General features: G+C 67.5%; 25 protein-coding genes. 11 read left to right on the forward strand and 14 right to left on the reverse strand.

Going from position 1 to position 24785, the window contains the following annotated elements:
- Positions 1-5 precede the first annotated feature (5 nt).
- Positions 6-1082 carry a chorismate synthase gene (gene aroC, locus IGS68_RS09695; RefSeq protein WP_201079384.1) on the reverse strand — a complete coding sequence of 359 codons (1077 nt, stop codon included), beginning with the start codon at positions 1080-1082 and terminating at the stop codon, positions 6-8.
- Between the two features lie 4 nt (positions 1083-1086).
- Positions 1087-1947, reverse strand: a complete 861-nt coding sequence (gene fabI, locus IGS68_RS09700; RefSeq protein WP_201079386.1) for an enoyl-ACP reductase FabI — start codon at positions 1945-1947, stop codon at positions 1087-1089.
- A gap of 167 nt (positions 1948-2114) precedes the next feature.
- Between fabI and IGS68_RS09705 the strand changes: the two genes are divergently transcribed.
- The 3 genes from IGS68_RS09705 (at position 2115) to IGS68_RS09715 (ending at position 6205) form a co-directional block, all read left to right on the forward strand.
- Positions 2115-3440, forward strand: coding sequence for a YihY family inner membrane protein (locus IGS68_RS09705; RefSeq protein WP_201079388.1), 1326 nt, complete (start codon positions 2115-2117; stop codon positions 3438-3440).
- Positions 3441-3556: 116 nt separating this feature from the next.
- Positions 3557-4018 (forward strand): (2Fe-2S)-binding protein, encoded by a 462-nt coding sequence (locus IGS68_RS09710; protein WP_201079390.1) that lies wholly within the window; start codon positions 3557-3559, stop codon positions 4016-4018.
- A gap of 3 nt (positions 4019-4021) precedes the next feature.
- Positions 4022-6205: a xanthine dehydrogenase family protein molybdopterin-binding subunit gene (locus tag IGS68_RS09715; protein ID WP_201079391.1), complete on the forward strand. Its 2184-nt coding sequence runs from the start codon at positions 4022-4024 to the stop codon at positions 6203-6205.
- A gap of 67 nt (positions 6206-6272) precedes the next feature.
- On the opposite strand, the gene IGS68_RS35935 is transcribed toward IGS68_RS09715, so the two are convergent.
- Positions 6273-6404, reverse strand: coding sequence for a hypothetical protein (locus IGS68_RS35935; protein WP_256445759.1), 132 nt, complete (start codon positions 6402-6404; stop codon positions 6273-6275).
- A 232-nt stretch (positions 6405-6636) separates the two neighbouring features.
- Here IGS68_RS35935 and IGS68_RS09720 point away from each other — a divergent pair, with 232 nt between their 5' ends.
- The gene (locus tag IGS68_RS09720) at positions 6637-6918 is read left to right on the forward strand and encodes a PIN domain-containing protein (RefSeq protein WP_201079393.1); all 282 of its coding nucleotides are present in this window, start codon (positions 6637-6639) and stop codon (positions 6916-6918) included.
- 11 nt (positions 6919-6929) lie between these two features.
- On the opposite strand, the gene IGS68_RS09725 is transcribed toward IGS68_RS09720, so the two are convergent.
- The 6 genes from IGS68_RS09725 to IGS68_RS09750 form a co-directional block, all read right to left on the reverse strand.
- The gene (locus IGS68_RS09725) at positions 6930-8168 is read right to left on the reverse strand and encodes a sensor histidine kinase (RefSeq protein ID WP_201079395.1); all 1239 of its coding nucleotides are present in this window, start codon (positions 8166-8168) and stop codon (positions 6930-6932) included.
- A 20-nt stretch (positions 8169-8188) separates the two neighbouring features.
- On the reverse strand, positions 8189-8803 hold the full coding sequence (locus IGS68_RS09730; RefSeq protein ID WP_201079397.1) for a chemotaxis protein: 615 nt from the start codon (positions 8801-8803) through the stop codon (positions 8189-8191).
- A gap of 8 nt (positions 8804-8811) precedes the next feature.
- Positions 8812-9168: a response regulator gene (locus tag IGS68_RS09735; protein WP_201079399.1), complete on the reverse strand. Its 357-nt coding sequence runs from the start codon at positions 9166-9168 to the stop codon at positions 8812-8814.
- Between the two features lie 123 nt (positions 9169-9291).
- A complete protein-coding gene (locus tag IGS68_RS09740) occupies positions 9292-10455 on the reverse strand; it encodes a bifunctional GNAT family N-acetyltransferase/class I SAM-dependent methyltransferase (protein ID WP_201079401.1) in 1164 nt (387 codons plus the stop codon).
- Positions 10452-11291, reverse strand: a complete 840-nt coding sequence (locus IGS68_RS09745; RefSeq protein WP_201079403.1) for a branched-chain amino acid aminotransferase — start codon at positions 11289-11291, stop codon at positions 10452-10454. The genes IGS68_RS09740 and IGS68_RS09745 overlap by 4 nt, the downstream gene beginning before the upstream one ends.
- 134 nt (positions 11292-11425) lie before the next feature.
- Complete coding sequence (locus tag IGS68_RS09750; protein WP_201079405.1) at positions 11426-12715, reverse strand: MFS transporter; 1290 nt, start codon at positions 12713-12715, stop codon at positions 11426-11428.
- 240 nt (positions 12716-12955) lie between these two features.
- On the opposite strand from IGS68_RS09750, the gene IGS68_RS09755 reads away from it, so the two are divergent.
- The 6 genes from IGS68_RS09755 to hisE all read left to right on the forward strand — a co-directional run bounded on the left by IGS68_RS09755 (position 12956) and on the right by hisE (position 18718).
- Positions 12956-14569: an ABC transporter substrate-binding protein gene (locus IGS68_RS09755; protein WP_201079407.1), complete on the forward strand. Its 1614-nt coding sequence runs from the start codon at positions 12956-12958 to the stop codon at positions 14567-14569.
- A 72-nt stretch (positions 14570-14641) separates the two neighbouring features.
- Entirely contained in the window at positions 14642-15646 is a 1005-nt protein-coding gene (locus tag IGS68_RS09760) for an ABC transporter permease (RefSeq protein WP_201081231.1), read from the forward strand.
- Positions 15643-16557 (forward strand): nickel transporter permease, encoded by a 915-nt coding sequence (gene nikC / locus IGS68_RS09765; RefSeq protein ID WP_201079409.1) that lies wholly within the window; start codon positions 15643-15645, stop codon positions 16555-16557. The genes IGS68_RS09760 and nikC overlap by 4 nt, the downstream gene beginning before the upstream one ends.
- The gene (locus tag IGS68_RS09770; protein WP_201079411.1) at positions 16554-17414 is read left to right on the forward strand and encodes an ABC transporter ATP-binding protein; all 861 of its coding nucleotides are present in this window, start codon (positions 16554-16556) and stop codon (positions 17412-17414) included. The genes nikC and IGS68_RS09770 overlap by 4 nt, the downstream gene beginning before the upstream one ends.
- A complete protein-coding gene (locus tag IGS68_RS09775; protein WP_201079413.1) occupies positions 17411-18187 on the forward strand; it encodes an ABC transporter ATP-binding protein in 777 nt (258 codons plus the stop codon). Before IGS68_RS09770 ends, IGS68_RS09775 begins: the two co-directional genes overlap by 4 nt.
- 165 nt (positions 18188-18352) lie before the next feature.
- Positions 18353-18718 carry a phosphoribosyl-ATP diphosphatase gene (gene hisE / locus IGS68_RS09780; RefSeq protein WP_201079415.1) on the forward strand — a complete coding sequence of 122 codons (366 nt, stop codon included), beginning with the start codon at positions 18353-18355 and terminating at the stop codon, positions 18716-18718.
- A gap of 19 nt (positions 18719-18737) precedes the next feature.
- On the opposite strand, the gene IGS68_RS09785 is transcribed toward hisE, so the two are convergent.
- Positions 18738-19214 (reverse strand): CYTH domain-containing protein, encoded by a 477-nt coding sequence (locus tag IGS68_RS09785; RefSeq protein WP_201079417.1) that lies wholly within the window; start codon positions 19212-19214, stop codon positions 18738-18740.
- A gap of 190 nt (positions 19215-19404) precedes the next feature.
- Here IGS68_RS09785 and IGS68_RS09790 point away from each other — a divergent pair, with 190 nt between their 5' ends.
- On the forward strand, positions 19405-21072 hold the full coding sequence (locus IGS68_RS09790; RefSeq protein ID WP_201079419.1) for an MFS transporter: 1668 nt from the start codon (positions 19405-19407) through the stop codon (positions 21070-21072).
- A 171-nt stretch (positions 21073-21243) separates the two neighbouring features.
- On the opposite strand, the gene IGS68_RS09795 is transcribed toward IGS68_RS09790, so the two are convergent.
- The 4 genes from IGS68_RS09795 to IGS68_RS09810 are packed head-to-tail and all read right to left on the reverse strand — an operon-like array spanning position 21244 to position 24575.
- Positions 21244-22131: a glycoside hydrolase 5 family protein gene (locus tag IGS68_RS09795; RefSeq protein ID WP_201079421.1), complete on the reverse strand. Its 888-nt coding sequence runs from the start codon at positions 22129-22131 to the stop codon at positions 21244-21246.
- A complete protein-coding gene (locus IGS68_RS09800; protein WP_201079423.1) occupies positions 22128-22886 on the reverse strand; it encodes a TIGR04290 family methyltransferase in 759 nt (252 codons plus the stop codon). The genes IGS68_RS09795 and IGS68_RS09800 overlap by 4 nt, the downstream gene beginning before the upstream one ends.
- A complete protein-coding gene (locus tag IGS68_RS09805; protein WP_201079425.1) occupies positions 22883-23488 on the reverse strand; it encodes a histidine phosphatase family protein in 606 nt (201 codons plus the stop codon). Before IGS68_RS09805 ends, IGS68_RS09800 begins: the two co-directional genes overlap by 4 nt.
- Before the next feature lie 7 nt (positions 23489-23495).
- Complete coding sequence (locus IGS68_RS09810; RefSeq protein ID WP_412766133.1) at positions 23496-24575, reverse strand: inositol-3-phosphate synthase; 1080 nt, start codon at positions 24573-24575, stop codon at positions 23496-23498.
- Positions 24576-24785: the final 210 nt, after the last annotated feature.

Here is a 24785-nt window from a genome sequence, read left to right on the forward strand (position 1 = left end):
TCCTTTCACCCCCCGCACTGGGCGCGGTGGCGCATCATGTGGTCGGCCAGGACACAGGCCATCATCGCCTCGCCGACCGGTACCGCCCGGATGCCGACGCAGGGATCGTGCCGGCCCTTGGTCAGGATCTCGGTCTCGTTGCCGTCGAGGTCGACGGTCAGGCGCGGCGTGAGGATCGAACTGGTCGGCTTGACGGCGAACCGGACGACGATGTCCTGCCCGGTGGAGATCCCGCCCAGGATGCCGCCGGCATGGTTGGACAGGAAATGCACCGAGCCGTCCGGGTTGCGGCGCATCTCGTCCGCATTGGCCTCGCCGGACAGCTCGGCGGCTCCGAAGCCGTCGCCGATCTCCACCCCCTTGACCGCGTTGATGGTCATCATGGCGCGGGCGAGGTCGCTGTCCAGCTTGTCATACAGCGGATCGCCCCAGCCGGCCGGCACTCCGGACGCCACCACCTCGATGACCGCGCCGGCGCTGGAACCGCTCTTCCGGACCTCGTCCAGATAGGTCTCCCAAAGGGCCGCGGCTTCGGCGTCGGGGCAGAAGAACGGATTGGCGTCCACCTGACCCCAATCCCAGCGATCGCGGTCGATCCGGTGCGGTCCGACCTGGACCAGCGCGCCCCGGATCGTGACGCCGTCGCCCAGGGCCTTGCGCGCGATCGCCCCGGCGGCGACCCGGCAGGCCGTTTCCCGCGCGGACGACCGGCCGCCGCCGCGATAGTCGCGGATGCCGTACTTTTCCTGGTACGTGTAGTCGGCATGCCCGGGCCGGAACTTGCGGGCGATGTCGCCATAATCCTTGGACCGCTGGTCCTGGTTCTCGATCATCAGCGAGACGGGCGTGCCGGTGGTCAGACCCTCGAACACACCGGACAGGATGCGTACCGTGTCCGGTTCGCGCCGCTGGGTGGTGAACCGGGTCTGTCCCGGCTTGCGCCGGTCCAGGAAGTGCTGGATGTCAGCCTCGCTGAGCGGCAGCCTCGGCGGGACCCCGTCCACGACGGCGCCGATGGCGATCCCGTGGCTCTCGCCCCAGGTGGTGAACCGGAAGGCCGTGCCGAAGCTGTTTCCCGCCATTGTCTCAGCCCTTGGCCGCGCCGGAGGATCCCTGTCCGGTCAGTCCCTGCAGGAGCTGGGCCGTCTCCGCGGCCGAATCCACGGCCACCATGCCGACCGTGTGGTAGCCGGCATCCACGTGGTGGACCTCGCCGGTGACGCCCGAGCCCAGGTCGCTCAGCAGGTAGAGCGCCGAGCCGCCCACTTCCGAGATGGTGACGTTGCGCTTCAGCGGGGCGTTCAGCTCGTTCCACTTCAGGATATAGCGGAAGTCGCCGATGCCGCTGGCGGCCAGGGTCTTGATCGGTCCGGCGGAGATCGCGTTGACACGAATGTTGTGGCCGCCTAGATCGACGGCGAGATACCGTACGCTCGCTTCCAGGGCCGCCTTGGCCACGCCCATGACGTTGTAATGCGGCATGACCCGTTCGGCCCCGTAATAGGACAGGGTCAGCAGGCTGCCGCCGTCGGTCATCAGGGGAACGGCGCGCTGGCAGCACGCGGTGAACGAATAGCAGGAAATATCCATCGTACGCGCGAAGTTGGCGCGCGAAGTGTTGAGATACTTACCGTCCAATTCGTTCTTATCCGAGAAGGCGATCGCATGCACCAGAAAGTCGAGCTTGCCCCACTGGTCCTGGACGGCTTTGAAAGTGGCGTCGAGGCTGGCTTCGTCGGTCACGTCGCACGGCACGACGAGCGGGGACCTGACCGACTCGGCCAGCGGCTTGACGCGCTTGCCCAAGGCGTCGCCCTGATAGGTGAACGCGAGTTCGGCGCCGTGCGCGGCGAGCGCGCTGGCGATACCCCAGGCGATCGACCGTTCGTTGGCCACGCCCATGACCAGGCCACGCTTGCCGGCCATGAGTTGGGAGGAAGTAGACATCGAGGCCTCGTGTTTTTGCTGTCGGCGCTTGAAAGCGGCCGGCATCGTACACCAAAGGAAATGCGGGTCAAAGGTGGGATGGGGCATGGCGGACCGGACGGGAAAAGCGGTTCGCCTATGCCGGTAACCGCCTCGGCCGCGCTCCGCCACCCGCGGGAACATCCGTGATGCAGTTCCAGCTCGGCCGGACATCGGAAAAGATCAAGGGGCTGCCGTTGCGGCTGCGCGACTTCGCCAGCTTCATGCAATACCTGTTCAAGCGGTATTTCGAGGACGACTGCCTGACCACCTCGGCGGCGCTGACCTACACCTCGCTGCTCGCCGTGGTGCCGCTGATGACCATCGGCTTCGCGATCTTCCGGGCCTTTCCCGCTTACGAGACTCTTCAGCAGCAGGCGCAGACCCTGATCCTGCGCAACCTGGTGCCGGAAGTCGGCGATGCCATCCAGGACACCATCATCCAATTCGCCGGCAATGCCGGCCAGCTCACCGCGTTCGGCATCGTCGGCCTGGCGATCACCTCGGTCATGCTGTTCTGGACGATCGAGGGATCCTTCAGCGCGATCTGGCGGGTGTCCGAGCCGCGCTCGCTGATCACCCGCCTCCTGGCGTTCTGGGCGATCCTGACGCTGACGCCCCTGCTGTTCGGCGCGAGCCTGTCGTTCTCCAGCTACCTGCTGGCGACGTTCCAGTTCAACACCGAGGCCGAGATCATCCGGACCTGGCGGCTGATGCTGCCCGGGCTGTTCGAATGGATCGGGTTCACGCTCATCTACCTGCTGATCCCCAACCGTGCGGTCCGCTGGCAGGACGCCGTCCTGGGGGCCTTCATCGCGGCGGTCCTGCTGGAAGTCTCCAAGGGCCTGTTCGGCTGGTACATCACCCAGTTCCCGGCCTACCGCACGATCTACGGGGCCCTGTCGAGCATCCCGATCTTCCTGCTGTGGCTCTACATCGCCTGGTCCACCGTGCTGATCGGCGCGGAGGTCGCGGCGGCCCTGCCGGAGTGGCGGGCCGGCAAGATCACCAAGATCGGTCCCGAAGGACTGCTGCCGGCCCAGCGGGTCGCGGTGGCGCTGGCCGTACTGGCCGAACTGCTGCGCGCCAGCCATCTTGGGGTCGGCATGCGCCGGCGGACCCTGATCGGCCGGGTGCCGGTCGGCGGCGCCGTGATCGACGGCATGCTGGAGCAATTGCGGCAGAGCCACTGGGTCGCGCGGACCAGCCAGGGCGCCTGGGTGACCACCCGCGACCTCAGTTCCTCGACCCTGCACGACCTGCTGAAGGGCCTGGGGATCGGCCTGCGCGGAACGGTCCGCGGCGTCGGAGCCCTGGACGCGCCCTGGCAGGAACGGTGCGCCAAGCTGCTGGAGGCGGCGGACGAAGCGGAGAAGGACCTGCTGTGCATCCCCATCAAGGATCTGCTGTGCCCGCCGCATGAAAGCGCCGAATTCCTCAGCTTCAGCCACAGCCGCCGACGCGCCGGGGAGTGATACCGGGCCGTCCGGCGCGCATCGCGGAATTCCCCTGGCCTTGTGACGGCACGCACTGCCTTTGGCCCCGTCATTTGCGACGAGTACCGTGCAAAACGCGGTTCAGGGAGAGAGTGATGGCGGTTTCGTTTGTATTGAATGGCAAGCCGGTCACCTTGGACGTCGATCCGGAGATGCCCCTGCTGTGGGCGATCCGGGATGTCGCTGGTCTGACGGGAACCAAGTTCGGCTGCGGCATGGCCCAGTGCGGCGCCTGCACGGTGCATGTGGAAGGCCAGCCGACCCGGTCGTGCTCCATGGCGGTCGGCGATGTCGGCGGCCAGTCCGTCACCACCATAGAAGGCATCGCGGGCAAGGCGGCGACCGCCGTCCAGGCCGCTTGGGAACGGGTCGAGGTGCCGCAATGCGGCTATTGCCAATCCGGCCAGATCATGTCGGCGGTCGCCCTGCTGGAGCAGACGCCCAAGCCCAGCGACGACGACATCAACGCGGCGATGAGCGGCAATATCTGCCGCTGCGCGACCTATGTGCGCATCCGCGCCGCGATCCATGACGCTTCCGGCATGATGGAGGGCTGATCCATGCTCAAGAATTTCGCGATCGACCCGAAGCCGAGCCGGCGCCGCTTCCTTCAGGGCAGCGCCGCCGCGGCGGCCGGCCTGACGATCGGCTTCCACTGGAGCGGCGGTCCGAAGATCGCCTCCGCCGCTGCGGCCGGCGGGGCGTTCGCTCCCAACGCCTTCGTCCGCATCGGCACCGACAACACGGTCACGGTCCTGTCCAAGCATCTAGAGATGGGGCAGGGGGTCTATACCGGGCTTGCCACCCTGGTCGCCGAGGAACTCGACGCGGACTGGTCGCAGATGCGGGTCGAGGGAGCTCCGGCCGATGCCGCACTCTATAACAATCTGGCGTTCGGCCCGGTCCAGGGGACCGGCGGCAGCTCCTCGATCGCCAATTCCTACGAGCAGCTTCGCAAGGCGGGTGCCACCGCCCGGGCCCTGCTGGTCGAGGCGGCTGCTCGGGAGTGGAAGGTGGACCGCGCCGGGATCGCGGTCGAGAAGGGCGTCGTCTCCCACGCCGCGTCGGGCCGGTCGGCGACCTTCGGCGACCTCTCGGCCAAGGCGGCGGCCCTGCCGGTACCGGCCGACGTGCCCCTGAAGGATCCGTCCCGGTTCACCCTGATCGGCACCTCGGTTCCCCGGGTCGACACCCGGTCGAAGTCGAACGGTACCGCGACGTTCGCCCTGGACGTTGTGCTGCCCGGCATGCTGACCGCCGTGATCGCCCGCGCGCCGGTGTTCGGCGCCACGGTCAAGTCGGTCGACGATGCGGAGGCGCTGGCGATCCCCGGCGTGGTCAATGTCGTCCGGGTACCTTCCGGCGTCGCGGTCGCCGCCACGAATTTCTGGGCCGCCTCCAAAGGCCGCGAGGCCCTGGCGATCGAGTGGGACGAGTCCCGGGCCGAGACCCGGGGCACCGCCGAACTGCTGGCGGAGTACAAGGCGCTTGCCGGAAAGCCGGGTGCCCCGGCGCGAGTCGAGGGTGACGCCGCCAAGGCGCTCGCGGGTGCCGCGAAGACGGTGACGGCCTCCTTCGAATTCCCCTATCTGGCCCATGCCCCGATGGAGCCGCTGGACTGCGTCGTCCGGCTCGACGGCTCGGGATGCGAGATCTGGGCGGGCGACCAGTTCCAGACGATCGACCAGAACAACGCCGCCGCGGCGGCCGGGCTGAAACCGGAACAGGTCAGGATCAACACGCTGGTGGCCGGCGGCAGCTTCGGACGCCGGGCCAACGCCGCCTCGGACTATATCGTCGAGGCGGTCCATGTGGCCAAGGCGCTGGACCGGGGGACGCCGGTGAAGCTGGTGTGGACGCGGGAGGACGACATCCGCGGCGGCCGGTACCGGCCGATGTACTACCATACCCTGACGGCGGGCCTGGACGCGGCCGGCGACCCGGTCGCTTGGCAGCACCGGATCGTCGGGCAATCGATCATCGGCGGCACGCCATTCGCCCCGGTGCTGATCAAGGATGGCGTGGATGGAACGTCGGTCGAGGGTGCTTCGAACCTGCCCTACGACATCCCGAACATGCTGGTCGACCTCCACACGACCGAGGTCGGCGTGCCGGTGCTGTGGTGGCGGGCGGTCGGCAGCACCCACACGGCCTATTCGACGGAGGTCTTCATCGACGAACTGGCGAGTGCCGCCGGCAAGGATCCCGTCGAGTTCCGCCGCGCGCTGCTCGCCAAGCATCCCCGCCACCTGGGCGTGCTGAACCTGGCGGCGGAGAAGGCCGGATGGGGGACGCCGCTGCCGGAAGGCAAGGCGCGCGGCGTCGCCGTCCACGAGTCCTTCTCGACCTTCGTCGCACAGGTTGCCGAGGTCACCATGCAGACGGACGGGTCGGTCAAGGTGGACCGCGTGGTCTGCGCGGTCGATTGCGGGCTCGCGGTCAACCCCGACGTGATCCGGGCGCAGATGGAAGGCGGCATCGGCTTCGGCCTGGGCGGCGTGATGTACGGGGAAGTGACGCTGGACCGGGGCAGGGTGGAGCAGTCAAATTTCCACGACTACCGGGTGCTCCGGATCGAGGAGATGCCGGCGGTGGAGGTCCACATCGTCCCATCGGCGGCTGCTCCGACCGGAGTCGGCGAGCCGGGCGTGCCACCCGTCGGCCCGGCCGTCGCCAACGCCGTGTTCGCCGCCACGGGCCGGCGCATCCGGAACCTGCCCTTCACCCGCGACATGAACGTGTAAGGGTGGGCATCATGCCCACCTCGGGTGGGCGTAACGCCCACCCCCGCGGATCGCCGGGAGCCGGCGTTCAGATGACGACGAAGTAGGCGATCACCAGCGCGATCGCCGCGAGCACGAAGGAGATGGTGAGGACGTAGCGTCCCACCCCCTCCTTCGTCGCCTGCTTTGCCTCGACTGAATTTACTTTCTTTTCTGCCATGGTGGTTCAACCCATCGAAGGAGGGACTTGGCTCGGCGGCAAATCCGGCTGGGGAGCCGGCGGCACGTCGGCGGGGCCGGGATTTGGCAAATCCTCGTTCGGCAGCGGCGACCCACCCGGCGGGAGGGGCTGCGGCGGGAGTGGCTGCGGGGGAAGCAAATTGACCTCCACTTGGTTGCGGGTACCACCCTTAACAGGGGAAACGGCATTTCCGTTCAGAGGGGTCGCGAAGATGGTGGATGCCGGCGTTCGCTTCCGGCCGGAAACGGCAAACCGCGGCCTGATCGGCTGGATCGGTTCCAAAGCGATCCCTGCGTTCGATAGCCGCATCCTTCCTGTCGGTGCCGCCGTCGCGCTGTGTTGCGCCGCCTTGCGGTTGCCCGATCCGCAACCGCACCGCGACAGCCTCACCGCCGCCATCGCCTTGGCTCATCGTCTGACCATGGTCACCCGCGATCGGCGGGAATTCGAGCCGATTGGCGTCAGGCTTCCCAACCCCTGGCGGAGCGCCTGACGCCGGCTCGATCAATCCCCCGTGTCGCTCAGCACCCTGAACTTCGGCAGCAGAACGGTCACCACCGTGCCGACGCCGACCTCGCTGGCGATCGTCAGCCGGCCGCCGTGAAGCTCGATGAAGTTCTTGCTGATGGTCAGTCCCAGCCCCGTCCCCTCGTACTCCCGGCTGAAGCTGCCGTTCGCCTGCTGGAACGGCTCCATCACCAGGTCCAGCGCTTCCGGCGGGATGCCGATGCCGGTGTCGCCCACATGCACCTCGATATCGCCCTCGGCGTTCCTTCCGCCCGACAGGGTGATCCGGCCGCCGGGATGGGTGAACTTCACCGCGTTCGACAGCAGGTTCAGCAGGACCTGCCGCAAGGTCCGTTCGTCCGCCATCACCACGGGCAGGTCGGCGGCCATCCTCGTTTCCAGCGACAGCCCGCGGTCCCGTGCCTGGCCGCCCACGATCGACAGGGCAGTGCGGGCGACTTCGCCGATATCCACCGCCGTCTCGAAAAGCTGGTACTGCCCCGCCTCGACCTTCGACATGTCGAGCACGTTGTTGATGATCTGGAGCAGGTGCTGTCCGCTGTCGTGTATGTCCCGCGTGTAGCTGGCCTGCCGCTCGCTCAGCGTGCCGCCATAGCCTGACTCGAGCATCTCCGAGAAGCCGATGATCGCGTTCAGCGGCGTGCGAAGCTCATGGCTCATGTTGGCCAGGAACTCCGTCTTGGCGCGGTTCGCGCGTTCGGCGTCGTCGCGCGCGGACCGCAGGCGCCGGGCCATCTCCTCGAGGTCGCGGCCCTGCTGTTCCAGGCGCGACTTGGTCTCCTGCAACTCGCGGATCTGGGCGCGAAGGTGCTTCTCGCGGCGGACCGCGCTGGAGATGTTCTCGATCTGGATCAGGCAGCGCCGCTCGCCACGCTCGGAGTCCAGCGCCCGTACCAGGACGAGTTGGTCGATCGGGTCGCCGAAGCGGTCGCCGGCCAGCCCGTGGAGCGGGAAGGGCATGGGGTTGAAGGCGTGGGAAATGAAGCCGGCCCGGCCATGCTCGAGCGCCTCCCGGATCGCTTGATGCGCACGGGAATTCGCGATCGTCGGCCACAGCCCGGTCAGCGGCGCTCCGAGCGCCGTCGTCTCGGGAATTCCGGAATGAACGGCCAGCCAGCGGTTCCAGACCACCACACGCTCGTCCCGGTCGACGACCAGGAGACCGATATCGCTGTTGTGGACGATCTGGTCTGACAGGCCCGGGGGAATCGACATGGCGCCTTCGATTCCGCCCGTCAGGCGTCCATGCTGGCCACGAAGGCGCGGATGGCGGTCTGGAATGCCTGGATCGACGCGATGTCCTGCAGGAAGAGGACATGGCCCTCGATGCGCTTCGCGAAGAGGCCGAAATCGACCCGGATGATCAGCACATAGGTGCTGGCCGTCGTCCCGGCCGCCGTTCCGATGATCTCCTCCGGCCGGCCGATCTGATAGACCGGGATCTCGGTCCTGATCTCGGAATGCAGCAAGTTGGCGAAGCTGGCGAGGCAATGGTTCAGAATGACGTTGCCGACCTCCGTCAGCGCCTCCTCCTCCAGGTCGGTCATGTCGCCCAGCGGCGGGCTGTCTGGCAGCAGCCGGCGGACCAGCTCCAGGCTGCTGCCTTCCGGGAAGATCAGCATGGCCTGGCCGTCGAAGGGGCCGGCGAAGGTTTGCCGGACCGCGCAGATCCGCTGCCCCGCCGGGCAGCCGAGCTGATCGGGGGCATCGGTCCGGCGGACGATCTCCAGGCTGGGAACGGAGAGGGCGACCTCGGCATCGACCATCTGGCCGAGCGCGCCGGCGGCCCTGCCCATACCGAGATTGAACAGTTCGATGATCGCGTCGCTTTCCGCTTCCGTCAACTGCATGACGGTCCTCACGGGATCGAGGCCAGAAGGTCGCGCATCTTGTCCGGCGTGATCGGCTTCTCGACGAAGCGGAACCCCTTGTCGGTCACCTTGCGGCGGATGCTGTCCTGGACGTTCGCGGTCAGGATGCTGATGTCCAGGTCGGGAAACCGGCTGTGCAGCTCGCAGGACAGGTTCAGCCCGTCCATGCCGGGCATGTTGAAATCCACGATCGCGACGTCGGGGGTGACCTCGGCGACTTTCTCAAGGGCGTCGTCCGCGTTCTTCGCCGTGACGATCTGCCACTCCGGCCGCGCGCCGCGGACCATGCCCGATACCATGTTGCGGGCAAGCTGGCTGTCGTCGATGATCAGGATCGTGGTCATGAAGTGACTTTCAGAAAACTCAGAAACGCTGCCGTCCGAACCGTGTCGAACGCGCCGTCGGAGCGTCCTGGATCGTACCTACAGATATGGCCGATGAGTCATTTACAGATGCTTAAATGAAAATTACTGGGATAAACGCACAAACACTCCGTCCATGGAGATCATTCGTGCCGTGCGCCGGTTGAAATAGCCCGGGATGAAGAGCGCCGGCTGGAATCCGAGCCGGGCCAGCCCGTCGATCATGTCTAGATAACCCGGCTCCCCCTGGTAGACCGGAACGACGGACAACTCCAGCTGGATGCAGCTGATCCGGTCGAGCCGGCCGGCGGCGCCGTCCAGGACGGCGGATTCGGTGCCCTGGGTATCGATCTTCAGGAAGCAGCGGTCGCCGGGCGCCACATGCGCGTCGAACACCTCGTCGAGCCGCGTGATCGGCACCGTGACCGACCCGGTATAGGCGGCGCTGTCGAGCAGTTCGCCCATCTCCGGCCGGAACGGCAGGGTCGAGCTCATGTCCGACTCCGCGGAGACATTGAGCGTGACGGTGCCGCGGTCGGCACCGAGCGCCGCCTGCGGGGCGATCTGCCACAGCCGGTCTCCGGCGGCGGCGCGGGCGAGGGCGGCCCTCGCCTCCGGCAGCGGCTCGAACGAGACGATCCTGCCGTCATATCCGCCGTGCCGCAGGCGCGTCGCGTACTGCCCGACATTGGCGCCGACGTCCAGCACCACGGTGATGCCGTGGTGCTCCAGGATGCGGGCCAGGGACCGCGTTTCCTTGCTCACGGCGACCGGCTTGGCGAAGTGGTACTCGACGCTGTTGCTGAGGTCGTGCAGTTCCCGCAGCTCCGTTCCGCGCCGGAAGCCCAGTCGCTGGTAGAGGCGATGGGCGTCGAGGAACCGGGTGTCGCTCCACAGCTCCAGCACCGGGGCGCCACGCCGGGCGGCCTCCGCTTCCACCAGCCGGACCAGGTGCGATCCCAGGCCGGTGCCTCGGGCGCTGCGGTCCACATAGAGCTTCTTCAGCTCCCAATGCCCGTCGGCGGAGCCCAGGGGGCGGCCGCCGACCATGCCGACGATGCGGCCGTCCGAGGGGGACTCGGCGACCCAGAAGCGGCCGCCATGGCCGGCATAGGCCGTCGCGATGGCGCGCAGGTCCGGCTCCTCCCCGTCCACGTCGAGCACGCAGCCGGGATACTCGGCGAACACGTCGGCCATCAGACGGATAAGCTGGTCCGCGTCGCCGTCCCGGCCGTCGCGCACCACGGGAAATGCGTCGGCGCCGCTCACCGGTGCGCGAAGTCCCAGTAGAGGTCGCGGGCACGCTTGAAGACCGGGCCGGGCTCGAAGCGGCTGTCCTCGACCCGGGTGACCGGGACGACCTTGGAATAGTTGCCGGTGGAGAACACCTCGTCGGCGTCCATCAATTCGGCCCAGGTGATCGTGCGCTCGAACACCGGGACCCCCGCGTCGCGCAGCAGCTGCGCCACCCGCTGGCGCGTGATGCCGTTCAGGAAGGTGCCGTTGCAAACCGGCGTATGGGCCGCGCCGTCCTTGGCGATGAACAGGTTGGCGGTCGCGAACTCCGCGACGTTGCCCAGCGGGTCCAGCAGGATCGCATTGTCGAAGCCGCGGCCCTGCGCCTCGCGAAGCGCCAGGCCGGCGTTGGGGTAGAGGGCGGAGGCCTTGGCGTCCGTCGGGGCCGTGCCGGGCAGGGGCCGCCGCCTGGTCGACAGGCAGGCGGTGAACCCCGTCACCGGAGGCATCGGCGATTCATGGACGGTCAGCGCGAAGGCGGTGCTCGCCGGATCGGGCATAACCCAGCCTGCCTCGGCGAAGAACATCGGGCGGATGTAAAGCGCCGTGCCGGGCGGGAAGCGGCCGATGCCGTCGATCGCCAGTTCCTGGATCTCTCCGGCCGTCAGCATGGGCGCCAGCCCCAGGGCGTGGCCGGACGCGATCAGCCGCTCGCAATGGCGGTCCAGGTCGGGGGCCACGCCCTCGAACGCGCGGGCGCCGTCGAAAACGACCGACGACAGCCACATGCAATGGTTCATCGGGCCGATGATCCCCGGATTGCCTTCGAGCCACTGCCCCTTGAAGAAGGTGAGCGCGCTGCCGGCCATGAATCGTACTCCACTGTTTTGCGCTGCGCCGGGGCCGGATTGCCCCGGTTGGATGGTCAACCGATTTGCCTACACCATATCTCCGGTCCGCCCATGAACCAATGGCAAGCATGCCCACGCGGGCCCGGAATGCCTCATTCCGCGGCACGCCGCCCGCCAAGCCGGCTTTCCGGCAGGTCCAGGGAGAGCTGGGGTTCCTCCTCGCCGCGCGGGTCCAGGGGGGCGACCACGGGCGTGGTCCGCGGCAGGCTGCGGAACGGGCCCTGCGCCTCGGACGGCGGAGCGGCGCGCTTGGCCGTACGGTACAGCCCGAATACCACGGCCGCCGCGGCGCCGGCCCCGGTGAAGGCGAACAGCCCCGGGCCGCCCAGGACAGACATCACGGCGGAGCCCGCCAGAGGCCCCATCGTGGCGCCGACCGAATAGGCGAGGATCAGTCCGCCGCTGGCCTGCACCAGCTCCGACTTGTCGATATGGTCGTTGGTGTGGGCGACGCAGACGGGATAGAGCGTGAAGGACAGTCCGCCGAACAGTGCCGCCACCAGCATCAGCATCAGGTCGCCTCCGATCTCGGACGCCGTGATCATGCCGACGCTGACCGCCGCCGTGGCCGCCGACAGGGCGATGATCACGGTGCGGCGGTCGAACACGTCCGACAGCTTGCCCAGCGGCCATTGCAGCGCCACGCCGCCCAGGATGATAACGGTCATGAACAGCGCGGTGCCCGCCGTCCCGAATCCCTGCTGGGTGCCGTAGACCGGCGCCAGGCCGTAGATGGCGCCGGTCACGATGCCGCTGACGAAGGTCCCGAAGATCCCCAGCGGCGACGCCTCGTACAGCCGCCGGATGCCGAAGGAGGCGATGTCGGGCAGCAGGGGCGGGGCCTTGCGGGTCAGCGCCACCGGCACCAGCGCCAGCGAGGTCAGCATCGAGATCGCGATGAACCGCAGCATGCCCGTCGGGTCGTCCAGGTTCAGCAGCTGCTGCCCGATCGCCATGGCGCCGTAGAGCGTGATCATGTAGAGCGACAGCATCTGCCCGCGCGTCCGGCTGGTCGCCCGGTCGTTCAGCCAGCTCTCGATGCACATGAACAGCCCGGCCATGCAGAAGCCCTCGGCCAGCCTCAGCACCGCCCACAGCGGCAGGCTGAGATAGAGCGCGTGCCCCAGGGTCGCGGCGGAGAACACCGACGCGAAGGCGGAGAAGGCCCGGATATGACCGACCTTCGCGATGACCCGGTAGCCGAACAGCGACCCCGCGGTCAGCCCGGCATAATAGGCCGCCATGACGAAGCCGATCGCGACCGGCCCGACCCCCGTGGCGGTCAGCCGCACGCCGACCAGGGTGCTGAGCATTCCGCTGCCCAGCATCAGCAGGGCGACGGCGGTCAGCAGGGAGGAGATGGATCGGACGATCGGCAGCATGATGGATGGGGCGCTTGCTCAGAGGGACGGATGCGGCGGGCGCATCCTGCCCCGTCGGCAAGCCCGGCGCGACCCCCAAAAGCCAAGGGGCAGCAATTCCATCGCGCCGCTTCTCCAGGTGCGTCGCTTGACAGGACCTGACCGGACGGTCAATCCTTCGCAGGCGCATCGAAGCCCGACGCCGGGACCGGACAGGGCAAACGAATCAACAAGATGCCAGGACAGGAGAGAGGCCGCGTCATGGATAAGTTCGCCCGGAATCTTATGGGAGCCGCCTTCGTGGCGCTCGCGGTCGTGGGAACCGGCGTGGGGGCCGGAACGCAGGCCCTGGCGGACACGCCGAAGGACGCGCTGGTGATGGCCTGGCAGTTCGACGATATCATCAGCCTCGATCCCGCCGAGATCTTCGAGCTGTCCGGCGCCGAGTACGGTGCCCAGGTCTACGAGCGGCTGATCTCCTACGACGTGAACGATGTCAGCAAGATCCTGCCCGGGCTGGCGGAGAGCTGGGAGGTTTCGGACGACGGCAAGACCTATACCTTCAAGATCCGCGACGGAGTCGAGTTCCATTCCGGCAACGCCCTCGCCGCGGAGGACGCCGCCTATTCGCTCCGCCGCGCGGTCAAGCTGAACAAGTCCCCGGCCTTCATCCTGACCCAGTTCGGCTTCACCAAGGACAACGTGGACCAGAAGGTCCGGGCCACCGATGCCCGGACGCTGGTGATGGAGACCGACCAGGCCTACGCGCCGACTTTCGTGCTGTATTGCCTGACCGCCGGCGTCGCCTCCATCGTCGACTCCAAGCTGGTCCAGCAGAACGAGAAGGACGGCGACTTCGGGACCAACTGGCTGAAGACCAATTCCGCCGGCTCCGGCCCGTTCAAGCTCCGCCAGTGGAAAGCCAGCGAGATGCTGATGCTGGATGCCTATCCGGGCTACTGGCAGGGCGGTCCGGCCATGAAGCGGGTGATCATCCGCCACATCCCCGAGCCCGCCACCCAGCGGCTCCTGCTGGAGAAGGGCGACGTTGATGTTGCGCGCAACCTCAAGCCGGAGCAGTTCGAGCCGCTCCGCGCGTCCAAGGACATCCGGCTGGTCGAGGCGCCCAAGGGCACGCTCTGGTACATAAGCCTCAACCAGAAGAACGAGATCCTCGCCAAGCCCGAGGTCCGAAAGGCGATGCGCCATCTCGTCGATTACGACGCCATGCGCGGCAGCATCATGAACGGCCTCGGCACCGTCCACCAGGCCTTCCTGCCCAAGGGCTTCCTGGGCGCGGTGGAGGACAAGCCGTTCAAGTACGATCCGGCGAAGGCGCGGGAACTGCTGGCCGCCGCCGGATACCCCGACGGCTTCACCGTGACAATGGACGTGCGCAACACCTCGCCGACCATGGACATGGCGCAGACCATCCAGGCCAGCGCCGCGGCGGCCGGGGTCAAGATCGAGCTGCTGCCCATGGACGGCAAGCAGGCGCTGACCAAGTACCGGGCGCGCAACCAGGACATCTATATCGGCCAGTGGGGGCCCGACTACCAGGACCCGCACACCAACGCCGAGACCTTCGCGTCCAACCCGAACAATGCGGACGACGGTGCGTCCAAGACGCTCGCGTGGCGTAACGCCTGGGACATTCCCGAGCTTACGAAGAAGACGGCCTCGGCCGTGCTGGAGCGCGACGCCTCCAAGCGGGCCGAGACTTATCGTGAGCTCCAGAAGACGGTGATGGAGGACAGCCCCTTCGTCATCATGTTCCAGCAGGTCGAGGTCCCCGCGGTGCGGACCAACGTGGAAGGGCTGGTCTGGGGGCCCAGCTTCGACACCAACCTGTATCGGCTCGCGACCAAGAAGTAGCGGGTCTTGACCGACATCGTCAAAGCGGGCGGCAACACCGCCGCCCGGCGGCCCCGGCGCCCCGCCGGGCCGCTGCGGGGGGTCGCCGGGCTGCTGGCCTCGGTGGCGCTGACGCTTCTCGGGTTGCTGCTGGTGACCTTCCTCATCGGCCGGGTCGTGCCGATCGACCCGGTGCTCGCCGCCGTCGGCGACCGCGCCAATGCCGAGACCTACGAGCGGATGCGGCAGGAGCTGGGTCTGGACCTGCCGCTGTGGCAGCAGTTCGGCCTGTACGTCGCCGACGTGGCGCGCGGCGATCTCGGCACCTCGGTGCTGACCTCGCGGCCGGTGCTGGAGGACGTCGCCCGCGTCTTTCCCGCCACGCTGGAACTGGCGACCGCGGCCGTCATCATAGGGGTGGTGCTGGGCATTCCCGCCGGGGTGATGGCCGCCGTCCATCGCGGCCGCTGGCCCGACCATCTGGTGCGCGTATTGGGGCTGGTCGGCTATTCCGTGCCGGTGTTCTGGCTGGGGCTGGTCGGGCTGCTGCTGTTCTACGCCAAGCTGGACTGGGCGCCCGGGCCGGGCAGGCTGGACGTCTTCTACGACGGGCTGGTCGATCCGGTGACCGGCATCCTGACCGTGGACGCGCTGCTGGCCGGCGAGACCGAGATCTTCTGGAACGCGCTGTCCCACCTGGTCCTGCCGGCCTCCATCCTGGGCTATTTCAGCATCGCCTATATCAGCCGCATGACCCGAAGCTTCATGCTGGACCAGCTCAGGCAGGAATACATCACGACCGCCCGGGTCAAGGGCCTGTCCGAAGCCCGCGTGGTCTGGCGCCACGCGCTGGGCAACATCGCGGTGCCGCTGATCACGGTGGTGGCGCTGTCCTACGCCACCCTGCTGGAAGGCTCCGTCCTGACCGAGACGGTGTTCGCCTGGCCCGGCCTGGGCCAGTACATCACCAACAGCCTGCTGAGCGCTGACATGAACGCCGTGCTGGGCGGCACCCTGGTGGTGGGAGCCGTCTTCATCGGGCTGAACCTCCTGTCCGACCTGCTGTACCGGCTGCTGGACCCGAGGGCGCGGCGATGACCGGCGCATCCATGAAGGGAGGCCTGCGCGACTGGCTGCTGACCGACACGCCGCGCTCGCGGGGGCAGGCGCGGCTTGGCCGGCTCTATGCCGGCTGGCTGGCTTTCTCGCGCAACCGGCTCGCCATGGTCGGCTTCTTCATCATCGCGGCCCTGGTCCTGGTCGCCCTGTTCGCCCCGCTGATCGCCACCCAGTCGCCCTACGACCAGGACCTCGCCAACCGCCTCCAGCCGCCCGGCGCTGCCCATTGGTTCGGAACCGACCAGTTCGGTCGCGACATCTTCTCGCGCGTCGTCCATGGCTCGCGGCTGACGCTCTACATCGTGCTCCTGGTCGCGGTGACCGCCCCGGTGGTCGGGCTGCTGATCGGCACCGTGTCCGGCTATCTCGGCGGCTGGACCGACATCGTGCTGATGCGCATCACCGACATCTTCCTGGCCTTCCCCAAGCTGATCCTGGCGCTGGCCTTCGTCGCGGCGCTGGGGCCGGGGATCGAGAACGCGGTCATCGCCATCGCGATCACCTCCTGGCCGCCCTATGCCCGCATCGCCCGGGCGGAAACCATGACGATCCGCCACAGCGACTTCATCAGCGCCGTCCGCCTGCAAGGCGCCTCTCCGGTGAGGATCATCGCGGGGCACGTGATCCCGCTCTGCACCTCCTCCCTGATCGTGCGGGTGACGCTCGACATGGCCGGCATCATCCTGACCGCCGCGGGCCTGGGCTTCCTGGGTCTGGGAGCCCAGCCGCCGCTGCCGGAATGGGGCGCCATGATCTCGACCGGGCGCCAGTACCTGCTGGAGCAGTGGTGGGTCGCCACCCTGCCGGGACTGGCGATCTTCGTGGTCAGCCTGGGATTCAACCTGCTGGGCGACGGTCTGCGCGACGTGCTGGACCCCAAGAACGGATGACTTCCCTGACACCTCCTCTCCTCACCGTCGAAAACCTGCGCGTCCGCTTTCCGGCGCGCGACGGCTTCACCGAGGCCGTCCGCGGCGTCTCCTTCACCGTCGGGCGGGAGAAGCTGGGGATCGTCGGCGAGTCCGGCTCCGGCAAATCCATGACGGGGCGAGCCGTCCTGCGCCTCGTCCCGCCGCCGGGCGAGGTCTCCGCCGACCGGATCGAGTTCGACGGCATGGACCTGAGCACGGCTTCCGAACGGACGATGCGCGGCATCCGCGGCCGGCGCATCTCCATGGTCATGCAGGACCCCAAGTTCTCGCTCAATCCCGTGATGACCGTCGGCCGCCAGATCGCGGAAGCCTACCAGGTCCACAGCGGGGCGGGCCGGCGCGACGCCCGGCGGCGCGCGCTGGAGATGCTGGAAGCCGTCCGCATCCGCGATCCGGAGCGGGTGTTCGACCTGTACCCGCACGAGGTTTCCGGCGGGATGGGTCAGCGCATCATGATCGCGATGATGCTGATCCCCGACCCCGACCTGCTGATCGCGGACGAGCCGACATCGGCGCTGGATGTCACGGTCCAGATGCAGGTGCTGGCGATCATGGACGAGCTGTGCGGCAGGCGGGGCATGGGGCTGGTCTTCATCAGCCACGACCTCAACCTGGTCGCCTCGTTCTGCGATCGCATCCTGATCATGTATGCCGGCCGCGTGGTCGAGACCTGCCGCGCCGACGAACTGCACGACGCCATGCATCCCTATACCAGGGGACTGCTCGACAGTCTTCCCCGGTTGGACGAGACGCGGCCCGAACTGCCGGTCCTGGACCGCGACCCCGCCTGGATCGGGACAGGGAGCGGCCGATGATCGCGGTGGAGGACCTGAACGTCATCTTCGGCCACGGCGAGAGCGCCATCCACGCAGTCCAGGACGTCAGTTTCCGGGTCGGGGAGGGCGAGAGCTTCGGGCTGGTCGGTGAATCCGGCTCCGGCAAGTCGACCGTGCTGCGCGCCATCATCGGGCTCAATCCGGACTGGTCCGGCATCGTGTCGGTCGACGGGCAGGCGCAACGGCACCGGCGGGAAAAGGCGTTCTTCAAACGCTGCCAGATGGTGTTCCAGGACCCCTATGGCTCGCTTCACCCGCGCCACACCGTCGACCGTATCCTGGCGGAACCCGTCGCGATCCACGGGCTGGGCGACGCCGACCGGCGGATCGAGCGCATCCTGCGGGAGGTCGGTCTCGGCCCCCGGTTCCGCTTCCGCTTTCCCCACCAGCTCTCGGGCGGGCAGCGCCAGCGGGTCGCCATCGCGCGCGCCCTGATCCTGGAACCGCGCGTGCTTCTGCTGGACGAGCCGACCTCCGCGCTGGACGTTTCCGTCCAGGCCGAAATCCTCAACCTGCTGAAGCGCCTGCGGACGGAGCGCGGCCTGACCTATATCCTGGTCAGCCATAATCTGTCGGTCGTCGCTTACATGTGCGACCGGCTGGCCGTGATGAACCGGGGCCGCGTGGTGGAGGAGATGTCCGTCGCAGACCTGCGCCGGGGCGAGGCCGCGCAGGACTATACGCGGCAGCTGCTGCGGGCCAGCCAGGGCTATGACCGGACGGCGGCCGACAGTTTCCGGGATTTCGCCTGAGTACCGCAGCGGGCCGGGCCATCCTGCCCGAAAGGGGGATGAAGAACGGGTGACAAGGCTGCGTCAGCTTACCACCTGTAATGTCTGTCATTAACATTCCAGGATGGGAGCGACTCAGGCATAGTGGGTCGCAGTCCAGTCTGGCTGCCCATTGGTACCGATATCATGCATGACTCGTTCAGACGTCTATACAATTCTGTGCTTGAGCACCGGGAACTCGATCCCAAGAAGTCGCGCACGGCGAAGCTCCACCAAGCCGGTCGGGCCAAGATGGCCCAGAAGGTGGGGGAGGAAGCGGTCGAGATCGTGATCGAGGCCGTCCAGCACAACCATGATGGCGTGGTTGCCGAGAGTGCCGACCTGATCTACAACCTGACCGTCCTGTGGGCCGACATGGGGATCACGCCCGACGACATCTGGGAGGAGATGCGGCGGCGCGAAACCGCGCTCGGTATCGCTGAGAAACTGCCGAAGAGTTCCGACAGGCCGCCGGTCGCCGATGAACCGGTTCTGGTGCGCAAGGCCGTTTGAAAGTACCTGCGCAGGAAGCTCAGGCGGCTTGCGTCCAACTGGAAATGGGCTCGACGGAGAGTCTGGAATTCCCGTAGCGGGCGTCGTAGGTGATTTCCCGGCCGACCCAGTGGGGCAGGACGACTTCCTGCTCCGGATGGGAAAGCTCGACTTCCGCCACGACGAGGCCGGCATTCAAGCCCCCGAATACGTCGATTTCCCACATCAGGCCGGCGTAAGGGACCGTGTAGCGGACCTTCTCGACCAGTGTTTCCCGTGGCAGCTGCGATAGCATGGACGCTGCGATAGCCAAAGGAATGTCGCTTTCGAACTCCGACCGGACCGCGCCCCGCCTCGGACCCTTGATCGTCAGGTATGCATGATCGTTTCGGATACGAACTCGGATTCGTGACTGCCGATCGAAAGGAAAATAGCCCTGGATTATTCTGTCGCCATGTCGGCAGAGCCCGCCGATATCCTGACAGACCAGGAATCTTCTTTCGATTTCGAATGACATAATTGCCAACCGAGTGCGTTGAGACGGGGGGAGAGTAGACCGGTATGACCGGTACGTAAAGCGGAATACCGCCGACGGTCATATACCTTTTGTTTCGCCCCGCCCTTGCTCTCCCCTGGGCCGGTTGGCGTGCTGACGTGTTGAACCGGATGCCGTTCCCATCTTCCGCACACCCCGACTCCGCTGATTCATGCCGGCACGAGAAGAAGACATCAAGACGACCGCCGCTGCCGTGAGCATGCCGAAGCTGCCCTCGGCGCTGGCACCGTTCCGCTACCCGATGTTCCGGGCGATCTGGCTCGCCACCCTGATGTCCAATTTCGGCGTCTGGATCCAGTCGGTCGGCGCCGCGTGGCTGATGACCTCGATCGCCGACAGTGCCGCCATGGTGGCGCTGGTGCAGTCCGCGACGGCGCTGCCGGTGCTGATGTTCTCCCTGTTCGGCGGCGCGTTGGCCGATCTGTGGGACCGGCGGCTGGTGTTCATGACCGGCCAGATCATCGTGCTGTCGGGAGCCACCCTGATCGCCGTGCTGGAGGGGGCGGGGGCCGTGACGCCGTGGCTGCTGCTGGCGCTGGTGTTCGTGATGGACACCGGGTCGGCGCTCCGCCAGCCGGCCTACCAGGCCTCGGTCGGCGACCTCGTGCCCCGGTCGGAGCTGCCGGCCGCCGTGGCGCTGAACAGCATCGGCTTCAACATCGCCCGGTCGGTCGGGCCGGCGATCGGCGGGCTGGTGGTGGCGACGCTGGGCGTCCAGGCTTCCTTCATCCTCAACGCGGTCTCCAACATCTTCATCATCGGCGTGCTGCTGGCATGGCGGCCGAAGCGGTCAGTGGACGAGCTGCCGCGCGAGAGCCTGCTTCCGGCGATGGCCAGCGGCCTGCGCTATGTCGGCGGCTCGCCCACCGTGCTGACGGTCATGCTGCGATGCTTCGTCTTCACCGCAGCGGCCGGCGCCGCCTGGGCGCTGCTTCCCCTGGTCGCGCGCGAGGATCTGGGCGGAGGACCCTTCACCTACGGCATCCTGCTCGGCAGCCTGGGCGTCGGCGCCATCATCGGTGCGCTGAACATCGGCGTGCTGCGCCGGCGCACCAGCGGCCAGATGCTGGTCGCGATCGGTACGGCCTCCTTCGCCGTCACCATGCTGGTGCTGGGGCTGTTCCCCAACCTTTACGCCGTGATCCCGGCGCTCGTCCTGGGCGGGGCGGCCTGGATGATGACGCTTTCCAGCTTCAACGTCATGGTCCAGCTCTCCGCCGCCAATTGGGTGAAGGCGCGGGTGCTGTCGATCTACCAGATGTCGCTGTTCGGCGGGCTGGCGCTGGGAAGCTGGGGCTGGGGCCATGCGGCCGAGTCGGTCGGCACGGGGCAGGCGCTCACCGCCGCCGGCCTCGCCCTGGCGATCAGCCTGGTCCTGGGCCTGCGCTTCCGCCTGCCGGCCAACATCGCGCCCGACATGTCGCCGATCACGGCGCTGCCGCGCCCGACCCTGGCGCCCGGCCTGGACGCCGGGCCGGGCTCCGTCGCGGTGACGGTCGAGTACGAGGTCGATCCCGCCGATGCCAGGGATTTCGCCGCCGCGATGCGGAGCCTGCGCCGGCTGAGGCGCCGCGACGGGGCCGTACGCTGGACCCTCTATCAGGATGCCGCCAACCCGACGCGCTGGATCGAGGCTTTCCTGCTCCGCTCCTGGCTCGACGACCTGCGCCACCAGCGCCGCACCACCATGGCCGACCGGGACACGCTGGACCGGGTCCGCGCCTTCCATCGAGGCTCCGCCGACCCCCGGGTATCCCATCTGCTGGCCCGCGGCACCCCGCGCATGGGCTGGCCGCCGGGTGCCGATGCCGAGCATTGAGGCTACGAGGTATGGAACCGGATATCCGAACCCATCAGCGTCCATCCGCGGCAGAAAACCAGAAGCACGCCGTTCCACGTCGCCTGGAGAGGCGCTCCGAAGCGGCGACCGGGCGCTCCATGCCGGCTTGCCGGTTGCCGCTTCGCTTTGGCCAGCGCGGCCGGGCCTAGGTCAGGCTGCGTAGCGCCGCACCATCGTGGCGCAGAACTCCGCGAATTCCTCCGGCACCTGCGGCGGGCTGGTGTGGTGGGGGGCCAGCCCGCGATGTTCCGGCGTGAAGCAGAAGGTCACCGTCACGTCGAATTCCTCCAGCGCCTTCATCTGGCGGTCGAACCAATCCAGGGCGTTCGGGCGGAAGCTGTCGGCCCAGCTCAGACCCGTGCGCAGGTGACGCACGCCCAGGTCGCGCAGCCAGCGTACGGCATCGTCCAGCCGATGGTCCTCGTAATGGAACCACTGGCAGATGCCCATGTCGGGCGTGTAGCGGTTGAAGTGGCTCATCGCCAGCTTCGGCGAGCCGTCCTCGCGCAGCAGGCCCATGTAGAAGTGCCGGTAATAGGACGATCCCTCCGCCTCCCGGTGCCGGGTCGTCGCCTCCCAGGAGCGCGGCAGGTCGTACAGGCTGTACCAGTGGATGCGCGGTACCCGGCCGATCAGCAGGTCGGCGGTGCGCTGCAGGCCGAACTCCTGGACCTCCTCCGCGCCGAACGTGGAGACGCCGACCTCGCTTACCCAGACCGGCAGGTCGGTGACCGCCTGTATCTCCTTCAGGCGTTCCGGCCATTCGTGGATCGGCCACAGGTTCCAATCCAGCGGGAAGCCATGGACCGCCACCACGTCCACATGGTCGAGCACGCCGCGCGCGCGGAGCTTGGAGATGAACACCGGGTCGATCGGCGAGATGCCGCCCAGGACGCGCAGCAGGTTCGGTGCTTCCGCCCTGATCGCCTGGCCCGCCAGCGACGCCATCTGGCCGAAGGCGACCCAGTCCGGGTCAAGCTCGGGATCCCAGTGTGACTTGTTGTTGGGCTCGTTCCAGATCATCGCCGCTTCGATCATTGCTGTCCCCTCGCTGGATATACGGCGGCCATCCCCGGCGCCCGGCGCTCGGTCCGGCGGCAGAGATAGACCTCCTCTTCCGCCCGTTGCTCGATCTCGAAACCGCTGTCGCGCAGCATGGCCTCGACGCAGGCCCGGTTCGGGATCCACCAGTTGCTGTCGTCGTTGGAATAGCGGCGCTCGACGAAATGCATCTTCGGATAGCCGGGTTTGTCGAAGATGCCGGTCTCCGTGATGGGGTAGTTCTCCTCCAAGGGCTCGACCTCCTGGCTGCCGCGCATCATGGACTGGAACAGCAGCAGGTCGCTCGCCGCATGCTCGTGGATCAGGTCCAGCGCCAGCAGCGGATGCCGAAGGTGATAGAGCACGCCCATGAATATCACGAGGTCGAAACGCTCGCCGAGCCGGCCCAGGTCATAGACCGACATCTCGCGGAACTCGATCTCGGCACCACTCATTTCGGCTGCGTAACGCGCTTGCCCCAGATACATCGGCTCGGAATCGATCGCGACCACCCGGTCGGCGCCGCGGCGCTTCATCTCGATCGAGTAGAAGCCGCCGTTGCAGCCGATATCCAGCACGGTCATGCCGCGCAGGTCCTCGGGTACCGCGTGGGCGAAGCGCTGCCACTTGACGTTGGGATAGTCGCCCAGGAAATGGTTTGGCGCGGTCCGCACGCCCTTCAACTCGATATTATGAAACCACTGGCCCAGATCATCGATCTGGCGCCGGATTTCGTCCTGCTCGCTCATCATGGTTCCTCGTTGATCCGCAGGATGCGGGGCCCCCAGGGGCCGATCTCGACGGTGCTGACGGAGGCGGGTGCCACCTCCAGCCGCAGGAGCAGGTCCTGCGGCATGCCGAGATAATGGGCCAGGACGGCCCGGATCACGTCGCAATGGCTGACCAGCACGGCGGAGCCCCTCGGGCCGCCGCGGATCAGCTCCTCGATGAAGCCCAGGGCCCGCCCCAGCACCTCCGACATGGTCTCGCCGCGGGGCGGGCGCGTCCCGCTCCGGAAATGGTTCCAGCGGCGCCAGTCCTCGTGCTCGTCCAGCTCGGCGAAGCTGCGGCCGATCCAGTCGCCGAAGTCGATCTCGGCCAGGGCATCGACGGTCTCGACCGCCAGCCCGAGCCGCTCCCCGAGGATGCCGGCCGTCCGTGCGGTGCGTTCCAGCGGGCTCGCATACACGGCGGCGATGCCGCCGGCCCGGGCCAGCCGCTCCGCCGTGCGCCGGGCCTGCTCGATCCCGCGTTCCGACAGGGTCACGCCCGGCGTGCGGCCGGCGAGCAGACCCGGGGAGAGGTCATGCTCGCCGTGCCGCACGAGATGGATGGTCAGGATGCCCGGTGTCACGTTGCCGTCAGGCTTCGCCGTCGATGAAGCGCAGGGTGCGGGCGCGGGCCTCTGCGTCGGTGAACTGCTGCGGCGGCGTCTTCATGAAGTAGCTGCTCGGGCCGATCAGCGCGCCGCCGATGCCGCGGTCCAGCGCCAGCTTGGCGCAGCGCACGGCGTCGATGACCACGCCGGCAGAGTTGGGCGAGTCCCAGACTTCCAGCTTCAGCTCGCAATTCAGCGGGACATTGCCGAAGGTCGTGCCCTCCATCCGGATGTAGCACCATTTGCGGTCGGCCAGCCACGGCACGTAGTCGCTCGGGCCGACATGGGCATTCTCGTTGGACAGGGGCACGTCGAGCTGGCTGGTCACCGCGTTGGTCTTGGAGATCTTCTTGGACTCCAGCCGCTCGCGCTCCAGCATGTTCTCGAAATCGGCGTTGCCGCCGAAATTGAGCTGATAGGTGCGGTCCAGGCGGACGCCGCGCTCGCGGAACAGGTTGGTCAGCACGCGATGCACGATGGTGGCGCCGACCTGGGACTTGATATCGTCGCCGATGATCGGCAGCCGCTTTTCCTCGAACCGGCGGCGCCAGGAGTCGCGCGACGCGATGAAGGACGGGATGCAGTTGACCAGCGCGCACCCGGCTTCCAGGGCCCGCTCGGCATAGAACTCCGTCGCCTGTTCCGAACCGACCGGCAGGTACGATACCAGGATTTCTGCGCCGCTCCGGCGCAGCACCTCGGCGACATCGGCGACCGGGCGTTCCGATTCCGTAACGACCTGACCCAGGTATTTGCCGAGTCCGTCCAGGGTCGGCCCACGTTCCACGGTCACGCCGGACCTGGGCACCTCGGCGAAGCGGACGGTATTGTTCGGGTGGGCATGGATCGCTTCTGCCAGGTCGCGCCCGACCTTGGCGTCGGACACGTCGAAGGCGGCCACCACCTCGACGTCGCGGATATGGTAGCCGCCGAGCGTCACATGCATCAGGCCGGGCACCTGATCGTCATCGGCGGCGTTCTTGTAATATTCCAGGCCCTGCACAAGCGATGACGCACAATTGCCGACGCCGACGATCGCGAGGCGAACCTTTTTTCCGTTCACGAGCATGCTCCGTTCTGATGATCCGCACCAGGCGGAATGGGAGCAACCGCCTGTACCGTCCCTGGTTCCGAAATGGCTTCCGCCACGGCCTTGGATGCCTTCGGCACCGCAAAACCCGGTTCCGACGGCGAGGAGCGAAACACGCCACGTTCCATCTTGTTCCGGCTATCTTGATCCGGGCCACCCCGTGCCGGCATCCGACGGTAGATC

The sequence above is a fragment of the Skermanella sp. TT6 genome (assembly GCF_016653635.2).
Classification (GTDB): domain Bacteria; phylum Pseudomonadota; class Alphaproteobacteria; order Azospirillales; family Azospirillaceae; genus Skermanella; species Skermanella cutis.